Genomic DNA, 13,566 nt, shown 5'->3' on the forward strand with positions numbered 1-13,566 from the left:
CTTGGGTTCCGGAACCTGAGGCACTACATCGACAGGAGTCTGCTCGAAGCCGGCGGTTTCAGACCTCGACTACACCCTCGTTCGTGAAGAGCCAGTTTGAGCTGACAGACAAGTAAGGGTAGCCTCACCATAGGCAGAGGGGCACGCTGAGAGTCACATCAGGTGCGGAACCGCCATGCCGTCGAATCACCACGCGAGATCGAATCGCTGAATTCCGCCGCTCTGAAAGAGGATGAATGTTCCGAATGCACCGTCGGGCGACATCGGCCATCGTGCTCTCATCGGTCGCGTGCGCACTGCTGGTGGCGTGCGCGACCCAGCAAGGGGACGGCGGCTCGTCCTCCGTTCCTTCCTACGAAGGAGGCGGAGAGGACGACGTCTTCCCTGTCACTCTGGAGCACGCTTTCGGGGAGGTGACGATCGAGGAGTCGCCGGAACGGGTCGTCGCTCTGGGCGCCACAGATGCTGACGTGATCCTCGCCCTCGGTGTGGTCCCGGTGGCCAACAGCGGCTACACGTTCTACGAGGACGGTCTGGGTCCATGGGCGCGCGATCTGGTGGGCGACGAGGAACGTGTCCGGATCGAATCGGAAGCAGGACCGAGCTTCGAGCAGCTCGCCGCTCTGGAGCCGGATCTCATCGTCGCCGTCTCTGCCGGGCTCGGGGACGACGACTACGAACGGCTGGCCCAGATCGCGCCCACTCTGGCACGTCCCGCCGGGACCGCTGACTACCAGGTCTCGAGGGCTGAGGCCACCGACTTCATCGCCACTGCCATGGGACGCCCTGAACAGGGCCGCCAGCTCAGCGAAGAAGTCGATGCACTCCTCGCGCGGACCATCGAGGAGCACCCCGAGTTCACCGGCAGAACGGGCACAGTCGTGCTGCCGTCCGATGACGGGTACTACGCGTTCTTGCCTGGCGATGCGCGTGGGCAGTTCCTGGAGTCGCTCGGCTTCGAGCTGCCGGAGGCTGTGGCCGAGCTCGACGACGGAGAGTCCTTCTTCGTCGATATCTCCGCCGAACAGGTGGACCGACTCGACGGCGACCTGCTGATCTCGCTGAGCGACGATCCCGAGCATGACATCACCGAGGATGGCGAGCTGATCACGCGCCTCGACGTGGCGCGCAACAACGCGATCATCAACGCGACCATGGATCAGCGCGGCGCGATCAGCTACAACACGGTGCTGTCCATCCCGTACGCCATCGAGGAGCTCGTCCCGCAGATGGCTGCGGCGCTGGAGTGATCGTTGGAGACGCACTGCGAAAGACGCGGCCGCCGCGGCGGAGAGGCAGACAGAGCTCGATGCCGCGCCATCTGCTCGCTCGCGTCGGGCGGAGACGTGAGTCGGGGGCGATGAAGATCTGATGAATGCGGGACCGATCATGCTTAGGAGGATCTCTGTGTCTGTTTCTGGTGTTCGGTGGAGACGCTCCGCTGCCGCTGCAGGTGCCGTCGTCGGTGCGCTTGCCTTATCCGCCTGCGGCGAGGGCGGGGCAGATGCCTCACCGGGCAGTTCGGCCGCCGGTGAGACGAGGGCCTTCACTTTCGACGACTATTCCACCGAGATCCCCGTCGAACCGGAGCGCGTCGTCGTCCTGGACTCACGCACGGGTCTGGAGTTCGCCCTCATGGTGAACTGGCCGGTGATCGCCAGCGACTGGACCGATGCCGATGGTCCCCTTGTTCCGCAGCTCGACGAGGGTGTGGGCCAGATCCATACGCCGCGGCAGGAGCTCAATGTCGAAGAGATCGCCGCCTACGAGCCCGACATGCTCGTCACCAGTGAGGCATGGTGGCACTGGTACGGAGAGCAGGGCGTTCCGATCGCCGACATCGCTCCCGTCTATATCGTCGACGAGCCAGAGGATCCGCAGCATTGGAAGGAGTCTTTCACTGAGCAGATGTCCGCACTCGATCGCTCTGAGACCGCCGCCGAGTTGCTGGAGCGCTACGAGTCGACCGTCGCCGAGGTGCGTGATGGGCTTCCTGAGCGGTTCGATGGCGCGAGTATCGCCCTCGGCGGTGGCCTCGACGAGTTCTGGCTCAATGGCAACCGCCTCTCCGTTGCGGTGGCGAAGGACCTCGGCTTCGATGTCATTGTCGATGATCCGGATGAGTTCTATGACACACCTACATGGTCCTACAGTCCGGAGAACCTGGATCTCTTCGCCTCTGCCGATGCCCTGTTCATGCAGAACATCGACCACGCCGATGTCTTCGACGCTGCGACATGGCAGCGCCTCCCGGCAGTGCAGGCCGGGCACGTCGCCGACCTGCCAGGGAGCTACAGCGCTGGCCTCGTACTCACCGCAGAGGATCTGGCGCGCTATCTGGGAGAAGCCTTGGGTCAGATGGGCTGAACCATGGCGAGCCGATACTCATATCTGCCCCGTACTGAAATGGACTCATAGATGGCTCACCGAACACCCCCTGCGTGCCCTTGTCGCATCGGCCGGTCTCGCATCGCTTCTCGCAGTCACCGCCTGCGGCCCAAGTGACGATGGCGCTGAGGCATCCGATAGCGACGAGAACCCATCGACGACAATCGTCGAGCATGCGCTGGGTACTGCTGAGATTCCCACCGATCCCGAGCGCGTGTTCGTGGCCAGCCGCATCGTCGCCGACGAAGTCGAGGCCTGCCTGACCGCGGGCTGATCCGGCCCAGGTCAGCACAGACGCCCTGCCGGGCGCCGTACCAGTACGTGAAAGGAGACTCCTATGGCTCGCACGCTCCTGAGAGACAGCGATGTCTATCCGGTCGCGCTCCGTGAACTGAGCGTCCTGCGGGTCAGTGACGTGAACTCCCGGATGCGCCGGGTGACGCTGACCGGAGAGCAGCTGCGTCCCTTCGATGCCGGTGAGGTTCAGATGCCGGAGTTCCGCAGCACCGGCTTCGACGACCACATCAAGCTGTACTTTCCCTATCCCGGATCCAGTGAGGTGCTGCTGCCGGTGCAGAAGGCAGCTCGGCTCGAGTTCGGCTCCGGCCAGCGGCCGCTGATGAAGAGCTACACAGTACGGCGCTGGGATCGGGAGGCTGCGGAGCTGGACGTCGATTTCGTCCGCCATGGCACCGGAGTGGCCACCACCTGGGCGTACCGGTGCGCCGTCGGAGACCGGATCCACATCGCTGGTCCGGGTCGCAGCCTCGGGCTTCCGCACGGCACAGACTGGCTCCTCATCATCGGCGACGAGACCGCTTTGCCTGCGATCGGCCGCTGCCTGGAGGAGCTGCCGGAGGGATACCAGGTCAGGGCGCTCATCGAAGTGCCGGACCACCTCCACGAGCAGGAGCTGCCTACTGCCGCAGACGCTGCGATCACCTGGATCCATCGGCACGAGGCCGAACCAGGGCAGCTGCTGCACGAAGCCGTGACCGGGCTCGACTGGTGGCCAGGGGCCGCCTTCGCCTGGGTGGCCGCCGAGACGCAGGCGGTCCGCCGGATCCGCTGGCATCTCCTGGAGGATCGCGGTGTGCCGAAAGAGGCGCTCCAGCACGTCGGGTACTGGCGGCGGCGCGAGGTGCGCACGCGTCGGGACGATCCCTCGCTCCCCGACATCGACGCAGCGGAGAAGCTCCCGGGCATCCGGTTCCAGGCCATGGCGAACCTGGCCACGCCGTTCGCGATCCGGGCCGCCGCCACGCTGGGCATCGGAGAGCTGATCGCCCGCGGCGTGGACGATCTGGACGGGCTGGCCCACCGCACCGGCTCGACCCCCGCCGCGCTCGAAAGGCTGCTGCGGTACCTGACCACGGTCGAGCTCCTCTCCTGCACATCCCGAGGGCGCTACCGTCTCACCGAGCTCGGAGAGTTCCTCGCCAACGATATGGTGACGGACCGGCTCGACCTGAACGGGGCCGAGGCCCGTCAGGATCTGGCGTTCGCGGATCTGCTGGACGCCGCACGCGGGGAGGGCAGCAGCCACCGAGCCGACGTGCTCCGGGGGGCACGGCTGCGTGAGGACCCGAGCTTCCAGCGCACGCTCCTCGACCAGGCAGGCAGGCAGGCTCAGCTGTTCGCCCCGGCTCTCGCGGCGAGTGCCGCGATCTCCGGGGTCGCCCATCTGCTGGTGCACGCCGACGCAGGGAACGTGATCGCCCAGGAGGTGCTCCGCCGCCACGAAGAGATGCGGCTCACCCTGGTCGCCCACCCGGCACAGACCGAGCCGCTGCGTGCCGAGCTGGACGAGTCGCTGGGAGACGCGGTCCGCCGCAACCGGGTGCAGGTGGTCGAGCAGCCGAACGGAGCTGTCGAGACCGAGCCCGATGCGGTGCTGTTCGTGCAGCAGCTCAGCAGACTGACCGATGCCGAGGCTGTGCACACGCTGCACCGAGCCGGACAGGGTCTTCGTGGCGACGGTCAGGTGCTGCTCCTCGAAGCACCGATCGACGCCGCCGCGCCGGAGGAGGAGAGCGCCGCGGCCGATCTGCGCGACCTCGCGCTCTACGGTGCGGGGCAGCGCACCGACGACGAGTACCGGGCGCTCGCCGCTGCCGCCGGACTGCAGGTGGCGGACACCGACCTCGTCGGGCAGGCGAACACCGTCTACATCCTTCAGCCACGGAGGTGAGGCGGGCCCATGACCTCATCCATCACAGCCTCCCGTTCCACGGACGCATCGCCGTCCCAGGGGGTGGCTCGCACCAACCGGATGCGGCTGATCGGTCTGATCACCCTCCTCCTGGTGCTGCTCGCCGTCGCGCTGCTGTCCGTCGCGGTCGGTTCCAAGCAGATCCCCCTGCCGACGATTCTCGACGCGATCTTCAGCTACTCGGGGGCGGTCGAAGAACACGTCATCGTCGTGCAGATGCGCGCGCCCCGCACGGTGGTGGGACTCGCCGTCGGTGCCGCGCTCGGCGTAGCAGGTGCGCTCATCCAGGCGCTGACCCGTAATCCGCTCGCCGATCCGGGGATCCTCGGGGTCAACGCCGGGGCGGCCTTCTTCGTGGCGATCGGCGTCGCCGTGTTCGGTGCGGGGACGATCCTCGGATACGTCTGGTTCGCCTTTGCGGGAGCGCTGGCGGTCACGGTCGCCGTCTATCTCATCGGCTCGGCGGGCCGCGGGCCGGCCGATCCTGTGCGCCTCACTCTGGCGGGCGTCGCGCTCGGGGCCGTGCTCTCCGGGATCACCACGGCGATGACGCTGATGGACCCGACCGCCTTCGATCAGATGCGGCATTGGAATGCCGGAGCGATCGCAGGGCGCGGCTACGACATCCTGCTCCCTGTGCTGCCGTTCCTCTGCGCCGGGGTGCTGATCGCGCTGCTGGTCGCGCGCCCGCTGAACTCCATCGCACTCGGGGAGGACCTCGCCGCTTCGCTGGGCACCAACATCCTCTGGACGCGGATCGCCGTCGTCGTCTCGGTCACCCTGCTGGCGGGCGGCGCGACGGCGATCGCCGGGCCGATCGCCTTCATCGGGTTGATGATCCCGCACATCGCCCGCTGGATCACAGGCCCTTCGCAGCCTTGGATCCTCGGCTACACGCTCGTGCTCGCTCCCGCGCTGCTGCTGATCTCGGATGTGCTCGGGCGCGTGGTGCTGCGACCCGGCGAGGTGCCGGTGGGGATCGTGACCGCGTTCGTCGGCGCCCCGGTGCTGATCGTCCTGATCCGCCGCCGGAAGGCGAGCGGTCTATGAGTGCGCAGCTCAGCGGCTCGCGGCACGGGCCAGGTCGCGTCGACTTCGGGCATGCCGTGGTCCGGGTCAGGGCGGGGCGGCTGCGCGGCCGCTTCGCCGTGCGCAGTGCGGTGACGGCGGCGGTGCTGGCCGGGATCTCGGTCGTGCTCGCCCTGGTCGCGCTCACCCTCGGCGACTATCCGGTCCCGCTCACCGACGTGATGCTCGCGCTGACCGGGCAGGAGGCGGGTACGGCGAACCTCATCGTGGTCGAGTGGCGAGCGCCCAGAGCCTTGGCCGCGCTCGTGTTCGGTGCAGCGCTGGGCGTCTCCGGTGCCATCTTCCAGAGCCTCACCCGCAACCCGCTCGCGAGCCCGGACATCATCGGCTTCTCCACCGGCTCCTTCACCGGCGCATTGGTGGTGATCATCGTGATCGGCGGCTCCTATCTGCAGGTCGCCGCCGGTGCGCTCGTCGGGGGAATCCTGACCGCCGCACTCGTCTACATGCTCGCCTACCGGCGGGGGGTCCAAGGCTTCCGGTTCATCATCGTCGGCATCGGCATCTCAGCGATGCTGGCGAGCCTGAACACCTGGATGATGCTGCGCGCCGACCTGGAGGTCGCGATGAGCGCCGCCGTTTGGAACGCGGGCAGCCTCAACGGCATCACCTGGGCGCAGGCTGGTGCGGGATCGGTAGCGATCGCGGTGCTCATGCTGGTCGCCGCAGCTCAGTCATCCGGACTGCGCCAGATCGAGCTCGGCGATGACGCGGCGAAGGCGCTGGGCGTGAGAGTCGAAACGCTCCGTCTCGGCCTGATCGTCACCGGCGTGGCACTCACCGCGGCCGTGACCGCCGCGGCCGGGCCGATCTCGTTCATCGCGCTGGCCGCACCGCAGATCGCCCGTCGGCTGGCTCGCACACCCGGGGTGACCCTGATGCCGGCGGCCACGATGGGAGCACTTCTCCTGCTGGCCGCGGACATCCTCGCTCAGCATGCCCTTCCCGCATCCCTGCCGGTCGGTGTGGTGACCGTCGTCATCGGCGGCAGCTACCTCGTCTGGCTCCTCATCCACGAAGCAAGGCGGCGCACATGACCACCACAGACACCCGTGCCGGAGTCGCCATCGACGCCTCCGGCCAGCAATCGGCACGTCTCTACACCGACCGGGCCACGCTCGGCTACGACAGCCGGATCATCTCCGAGACGCTCTCCGTCACCGTGCCCGACGAGTCCTTCACCGTGATCGTCGGAGCGAACGCCTGCGGCAAGTCGACGCTGCTGCGGGGGCTGTCCCGGCTGCTGAAGCCGACAGCTGGAGACGTCGTACTCGACGGCCGGGCGATCGCAGGATACCGGGCGAAAGAGGTGGCTCGCCGGCTCGGGCTGCTCCCGCAGTCCTCCCTGGCCCCCGACGGCATCACCGTCGCCGATCTGGTGGCGCGCGGCCGCTACCCGCACCAGGGCCTGCTGCGGCAGTGGAGCGAGGACGACGAGCACGCGGTGGCACAGGCCATGGAGGCCACCGGGGTGAGCCCGCTGTCCGGGCGTCTGGTCGACGAGCTCTCCGGTGGGCAGCGCCAGCGCGTCTGGGTGGCCATGGTGCTGGCGCAGCAGACGAACATCCTGCTCCTGGACGAGCCGACCACCTTCCTGGACATCGCCTACCAGATCGATCTCCTCGAGCTCTTCACCGATCTCCACAGAGAAGGCAGAACGCTCGTCGCGGTGCTCCACGATCTCAACCACGCCGCCCGCTACGCCAGTCACCTGATCGCCATGAAGGACGGTGCGGTCGTCGCAGAAGGGCCCCCGTCCGAGATCGTCACGGCGGACCTGGTCGAAGAGGTCTTCGGCCTGCGCTGCGTCGTGGTCCCCGACCCGGTGGTCGGCAAGCCCACCGTGGTTCCGCTGGGCAGGGACCGCGCCTGACCGCCGGCGGCGCACACCGCGCCCCGGTCGAGCAGTCATCGAGAGAGGAACAACCAATGACCGCAATCCTGTCGCGGCCGCGCTCGGGCAGTGCCCTGCGCTCTGTCCGCCGTGCACGCACCCTGCGCTCCCGCCGCTCGTCGAACCGGGCCGACATCACCCGCCGACACCTGTTCGGGCTGGGCGCAGTGACGATGGCGGGAGTGCTCGTCGGATGCAGCCCCGACAGCGGAACGGGGGCAGGTGCCGGAGACGATCTGATCGACTACGACTATCTGGAGTTCTCCGGGAGGATCCCTGCCGATCCGCAACGGGTTCTCGTGGTCGAGGGCCGCGCCGACCTGGAGTTCGCCCTGACCTGCGGGTATCCCGTCATCGCCTCCGGCTTCTTCTTCGGCCGCGACGGAGCCCTCTTCGACGAGTTCGGCGATCTGATGCCCGCTGATCTGGAGACCTTCGACTTCGCCGAGACGAACGAACCCGACTACGAGAGGATCGCCGCTCTCGAACCGGATCTGATCGTGATGCGACAGGCTGCATGGGTCGGCGACTTCTACGGGAACTCACGGCTGTCGGAGATCGCGCCCGTCCTGGCGGTGGCGTCCGGAAGCACCGGATGGCGACAGACGATGCGGGACCAGGCGTCCAGGCTCAGGCGTGATCAGGTCGTCGATGAGGAGATCGAGCGGTACAACGACCTCGTCGCCGAGATCCGCGCCCGATCCGGCACCCAGCTCGACGCGACGACGCTGATCTTCGGCACGGCCCTCGACGACGGGGGCCTGTGGGTCATCACAGAGTCACAGGCCAATGAGGTCGCTGCCGATCTGGGAATCGCCGTTCCGCAGTATGAGCCGGGAGCCCACGAGAACGGCTACTACGAGCTGTCGCCGGAGAACCTCGACCGGGTCTCCGAAGCCAACACGCTGGCGATCTATGCCTTCGATGAGCGCCCGGCACTCGGCCAGACCCCGACGTTCCGGCGGCTGCCTGCGGCCCAGAGCGGGAACGTCCACAGCCTCGACCTCACGCTGAACAACGGGCTCGCCCGTGCTGCGTGCGCGCTGGCGCGCCGGCTCGAGGAGATGGTCGCGGCATGAGGGCGACCATGTCCGCGGCACGCGGAGCCAGGAACACGGCACAGATCCGGATGCTGGGCGCCGTCGCCGCCGGGGCGGTCCTCGCTCTGGTGGCCGGCTGCGCCGCCGGTGCGGCGCAGCCGGACGATGCCGGGTCTGCGGACACGCGGGTGATCGAGACGCACTACGGCGAGGTGACGGTTCCATCCGATCCGCAGCGCATCGCCGCAGTCTCGTACAACACCGTGTGGCAGCTGCAATCGCTCGATGTCACGCCGGTGGCGGCCCAGGACTACAGCCGGTGGGCGCAGGAGTACACCGATGAGCAGAATGCGTTCATCGACGGTGTGGAGACGGTCGGATCGTTCGGAGAGCTGAACTACGAGGCCATCGCCGCTGCCGAGCCGGACCTGATCGTGGGCGATGCCTACGAGATCGAGGAGGAGGTCTACGAGCAGCTGTCCGCTATCGCGCCGACGGCCATCTACTTCGGTGACAGTCGCGGGGACTGGCAGACGGTCGTCGACGGCCTCGCGGATGCGACCGGTGCGCAGGACGCACTGGCCAATTCGCGCGACGCATATGAGACCACGATCGCCGATCTGCAACGGTCCTATGCCGAGGTGATATTCGACCGCCAGTGGGCCGCGATCACCGCCGGTGACGGCGATGCCGAGTTCGCCGTTCTGTTCCAGACCGGTGAGATCGGAGCGACGCTGAGGGACCTCGGTGTCGCGATCGCTCCGGAGGTTCCGGAGCCGGGCGAGGAACGTGCCGCCTTCGGCTACGGGAACTACTCACTCGAATACGTGGACGAGTATCTCGGCGGGGCCGACATCATCCTGACCCCGGCCAACGCGGACGGAAGCACGTGGCCGCCGCTGGAGGAGGTCTTCGGCAACAGCCTGTTCCAGGCGCTGCCAGCGGCCCAGGCAGGAGACGTCTACGAGGTCCACGCCAATATCCGAAGCTATTCGGATGCCGCAGAGTATCTCGACCGGCTCGAGGACGAGGTGCTTGTGCATGTCGATCCATAGGCGACGCGGCGACGATCCCGCCGGTCTGGGCAGAGGGCAGCTGACACGTTGGCTGCCGGTGCTCGGCCGGCCGCCGCGACAGGCACCCGTCGCCGCACCGCCGACGTCGGGCGAGGGGACGACGGCACGGCGGTTCACGCTCAGGACGATCTTCGCGGCTCGGCAGCTGACGCTCCCCGCCGCCTTCCTGTCCACCGTCCACCAGGTCGGCGAGGCGCTGGTCCCCGTGGTGATGGGGCTGGCGATCGACCGGGGACTGGCGAGTGGAGACATGAGGCAGACCGGGTTCTGGCTGCTCGTGCTCGGCCTGGACTTCCTGATGCTGTCACTGGGGTTCCGCTTCGCCGCTCTGCTCTCCACCCGGGCCGTGCAGCTGACGCAGCACCGGCTGCGCTCGATGCTGTCGGCAGCTGCACTGCATCCGCGGCATCGGACGATCGGACAGGCCGACGGAGCCGTCCTGTCGACGGCGACCAACGACGTCTCGGGGCTGTCCTTGGCCGTGACGATCGGAGTGTTCCCCATCGGCAGCCTGGTGGGGATCGGTTTCATCGCCGTGACGCTGTTCGTGATCTACTGGCCGCTCGGCGTGGCCGTCGCGATCGGCGCGCCCGTGGCCGTGGCGGCGATGGGAGCGATGAGCGGCCCATTCGCCCGCAGCAGGCACCGCTCGCAGACGCTGCTCGCGGCGGCGGTGGGGCAGGCCACCGATCTGGTGGCCGGCTACCGGGTGATCAAGGGCGTCGGTGCCGAACACGAGGCGACCAGGCGGTATCGGAGCTCCAGCCGTGCGGCTCTCTCCGGCGCGCACCGCAGCGTCGGCGCGCTGGGCAGGTATCTTGCCGGAAGCAACGGGGTCAGCGGTGCCTTCGTCGCCGCAGTCGCGGGCCTGGCCGGGTGGTTCGCCGTCGACGGACGGATCAGCGTCGGCGAGCTGATCGCCGTCGTCGGCCTCGCCCAGGTGCTGCTGCCGCCGCTGAACATGCTGACCTCGGACACGGTCACCTGGTGGGCCACCGCCGTCGCCTCTGGCGGCCGGATCCTCGACCTCCTGGCGGATTCGGTCCGCCCCGCGCCTCCGAACGAGCTGGGCGCCGACGCGGCCGCCCCGTCCGCGCTGCCGCCGGTCGAGCTCCGCCTCGACGACGATGAGCAGATCCGGGTGGAGCCGGGTGAACTCGTGGGCGTCCACGCCGACGATCGAGTGGCGGCGCGCATCGTCGCGACCCTGCTCGACCCGGAGGCCGGGGAGACGCGCGTGCTCATCGACGGCATCGCCGCAGGGCAGCTCGACCGGTCCGTCTACCGATCGCGGGTGACGGTGGCACCGCACGAGGCCGTGCTGTTCAGCGGCACGATCGCGGAGAACCTCGACGTGCCCGGCGCCCCGCCGGGACTCAGACGGGCCGCGTTGACGGCCGCGGCGTGCGACGACTTCTCCACAGTCGCACAGGGCGGCCGGGAACGCCAGGTCGGCCAGAACGGCGACCGTCTCTCCGGCGGGCAGCGCCAGCGTGTGGCCCTGGCGCGAGCGCTCGCCGTCGACGCGCCGGTACTGGTGCTGCACGACCCCACGACATCGGTGGACGCGGTGACCGAGACGGCCATCGCCGACCGCCTGCGCGAGATCCGGAACGGACGGTCGACGCTCCTCATCGCGTCGTCACCGGCCCTGCTCAGCAGATGCGATCGCGTCGTCGACCTGCGCCGCGCGACGGCGGGTGTGCCGTGAACGCGTCGATCCTGCCGATCGCCGGGGCTCGGGAGATCTGGACAGAGCTGCGACGGGCGAGCCATGGGCACCGGCTCGTGCTCGCCGCTGCCATCGGCCTCGGCCTGCTCTCGGCCGCACTGGGGCTGCTCTTCCCCGCGATGCTCGGCGCCCTCGTCGACCTCATCGAGGCAGGTGCCGCAGGTTTCGGCACAGTCGCCATGATCACCGTCGCGGCGGTCGGCGCCGCCGTCGCCGGTGCCGTAGGAATCGCACTGACGATCGTGCTGGCCGCCCGTGCCTACCAGGCCATCCTGGCCGACCTGCGCGAACGGCTCGTCGCCCGGGCGATGACGCTGCCGCAGGGCGTCGTGGAGCGGGCCGGCACCGGCGACCTCCTCGCCCGCGCCAGCGACGACGTCGCCCAGGTGGCCGACGCCGCGCCTCGGGTGGTCCCGGCGCTGACGAGCGCGGGGTTCACGATCATCGTCACCCTCGGCGGGATGACCGCCCTCGACTGGCGCTACGGAGCGGCGCTTGCGGTCACGCTGCCGGTCTACGTCCTCACCCTGCGCTGGTATCTCTCCACCGCACCGCCCGTCTACCAGACCGAGCGCGCCGCGATGGGCGAGCGTGCCCAGCACATTCTGGAATCGCTGCGCGGACGCGACACCGTGCTCGGTTTCGGGCTGAGCGAACGCCGTCACGACACGGTGATCGGGGCCTCCTGGGCCGTCGTCGGCCACAGCCTGCGAGCCCGCACGGTGCAGAACATGTTCTTCGGGCGCCTCAACCTCGCCGAGTACCTCGGCATGGCGGGCATCCTCGCCGCCGGTTACCTGCTGATCAGCGCCGGACACTCGACCATCGGCGCGGCCACAACCGCCATGCTGTTCTTCCTGCGGCTGTTCGGCCCCATCAACCAGCTGCTGATGGTCGTCGACGTGCTGCAGTCGGCGCTCGCGTCACTGGGCCGTATCGTCGGGGTGATCACCATGACCGGCCCCGGACACGGTGATCACCCCGACGAGCGGACCGAGCAGACTCCGGCGGTGACGGAGGCGAAGGTCCGGCTGCGCGAGGTGACCTTCGCCTACGCCGACGAGCGGGTGCTCCACGGCGTCGACCTCTCGATCGGGACAAGGGAGCGAGTAGCGGTCGTCGGCGCATCCGGCGCGGGGAAGACGACCCTCGCCAGGGTGCTGGCGGGCATCCACGCTCCGACGAGCGGATCCGTCTTGCGTCCCGGGAACACCGCCATGATCGCCCAGGAGTCTCACGTGTTCGCGGGCACGCTGCGGGAGAACCTCACTCTCGCGGCTCCGCAGGCCGGAGACGACGACATCCGGGCAGCGCTGGAGGCCACCGGTGCAGCCGGTCTGCTCGATCTGCTGCCAGATGGCCTCGACAGCACTCTGGGCGCTGCCGGAGACGAGCTGACCTCGGCACAGGCCCAGCAGCTCGCCCTGGCCCGGATCATTCTGACCGACCCGGAGATGGTCATCTTGGACGAGGCGACCGCCGAGGCGGGGTCGGCCGACGCCGGCGTCCTCGACCGTGCCGCCGAACGAGTGCTGGAGGGGCGGACCGGGCTGGTGATCGCGCACCGGCTGTCCCAGGCCGCCGCCTGCGACCGGATCATCGTGATGGAGCAGGGCCGGATCGCCGAGGTCGGCACCCATGCCGACCTCCTCGCCGCGGACGGCGTCTACGCGCGACTGTGGCGAGCGTCGGAGCCCGGACGGCAGGCCGTCACGGGCAGGTGAATACGTGCCGACCGTGCAGCGCAAGGCACCGAACGCCCGTCTTGAGGAGACCTCCCGGTCGCCGGCGGCCATATGGGGCTCTTCTCGAACGAGGGTGTAGTCCGTTGAGCGCGTCGCTGTCCGTGTAGGAGTCGAGGTCTCCCTGAAGATGGAAGTTCCTACACTGCCCACCCGGAAGACCTCGACATGTCCCACCCTACTTTTGATGCGCCCTGCCTGACCACGTTCTGCCGCCTCGACGAGCTCGGTCTCCAAGCCGTCGGACAACACCTGGAACCCGACCGAGCGATGCTCCAATGCCGAGTCGTTGAACCAGACCAGTGGTGCCAGCACTGCGGATGTGAGGGGACGCCACGGGACACGGTGGTGCGCAGGCTCGCGCACGAACCCTTCGGACACCGACCCACGACG

At 68.6% G+C, this 13,566-nt stretch carries 10 protein-coding genes and 1 pseudogene; all 11 read left to right on the top strand.

What is annotated here, in order from left to right; translation table 11 throughout:
• The first annotated feature begins 245 nt into the window (after positions 1-245).
• Entirely contained in the window at positions 246-1,250 is a 1,005-nt protein-coding gene (locus G510_RS0112450; protein WP_029153884.1) for an iron-siderophore ABC transporter substrate-binding protein, read from the top strand.
• A 157-nt stretch (positions 1,251-1,407) separates the two neighbouring features.
• Positions 1,408-2,367 carry an ABC transporter substrate-binding protein gene (locus G510_RS0112455; RefSeq protein ID WP_169562634.1) on the top strand — a complete coding sequence of 320 codons (960 nt, stop codon included), beginning with the start codon at positions 1,408-1,410 and terminating at the stop codon, positions 2,365-2,367.
• 358 nt (positions 2,368-2,725) lie between these two features.
• Positions 2,726-4,579 (top strand): siderophore-interacting protein, encoded by a 1,854-nt coding sequence (locus G510_RS0112460; protein ID WP_029153886.1) that lies wholly within the window; start codon positions 2,726-2,728, stop codon positions 4,577-4,579.
• Between the two features lie 9 nt (positions 4,580-4,588).
• A complete protein-coding gene (locus G510_RS0112465; protein ID WP_029153887.1) occupies positions 4,589-5,650 on the top strand; it encodes a FecCD family ABC transporter permease in 1,062 nt (353 codons plus the stop codon).
• Positions 5,647-6,726 carry a FecCD family ABC transporter permease gene (locus G510_RS0112470; RefSeq protein ID WP_029153888.1) on the top strand — a complete coding sequence of 360 codons (1,080 nt, stop codon included), beginning with the start codon at positions 5,647-5,649 and terminating at the stop codon, positions 6,724-6,726. Before G510_RS0112465 ends, G510_RS0112470 begins: the two co-directional genes overlap by 4 nt.
• A complete protein-coding gene (locus G510_RS0112475) occupies positions 6,723-7,562 on the top strand; it encodes an ABC transporter ATP-binding protein (RefSeq protein WP_029153889.1) in 840 nt (279 codons plus the stop codon). Before G510_RS0112470 ends, G510_RS0112475 begins: the two co-directional genes overlap by 4 nt.
• Positions 7,563-7,618: 56 nt before the next feature.
• Entirely contained in the window at positions 7,619-8,662 is a 1,044-nt protein-coding gene (locus G510_RS0112480) for an ABC transporter substrate-binding protein (RefSeq protein WP_029153890.1), read from the top strand.
• Positions 8,663-8,670: 8 nt separating this feature from the next.
• A complete protein-coding gene (locus tag G510_RS0112485) occupies positions 8,671-9,678 on the top strand; it encodes an ABC transporter substrate-binding protein (protein WP_157560621.1) in 1,008 nt (335 codons plus the stop codon).
• Positions 9,665-11,410 carry an ABC transporter ATP-binding protein gene (locus tag G510_RS0112490; protein WP_084644376.1) on the top strand — a complete coding sequence of 582 codons (1,746 nt, stop codon included), beginning with the start codon at positions 9,665-9,667 and terminating at the stop codon, positions 11,408-11,410. Before G510_RS0112485 ends, G510_RS0112490 begins: the two co-directional genes overlap by 14 nt.
• Positions 11,407-13,155 (top strand): ABC transporter ATP-binding protein, encoded by a 1,749-nt coding sequence (locus G510_RS16855; protein WP_036323310.1) that lies wholly within the window; start codon positions 11,407-11,409, stop codon positions 13,153-13,155. Before G510_RS0112490 ends, G510_RS16855 begins: the two co-directional genes overlap by 4 nt.
• 186 nt (positions 13,156-13,341) lie before the next feature.
• Positions 13,342-13,566: pseudogene (locus tag G510_RS18050) on the top strand (ISL3 family transposase); the annotation flags it as partial.

The sequence above is a fragment of the Microbacterium gubbeenense DSM 15944 genome (assembly GCF_000422745.1).
In the GTDB taxonomy this organism is placed as follows: domain Bacteria; phylum Actinomycetota; class Actinomycetes; order Actinomycetales; family Microbacteriaceae; genus Microbacterium; species Microbacterium gubbeenense.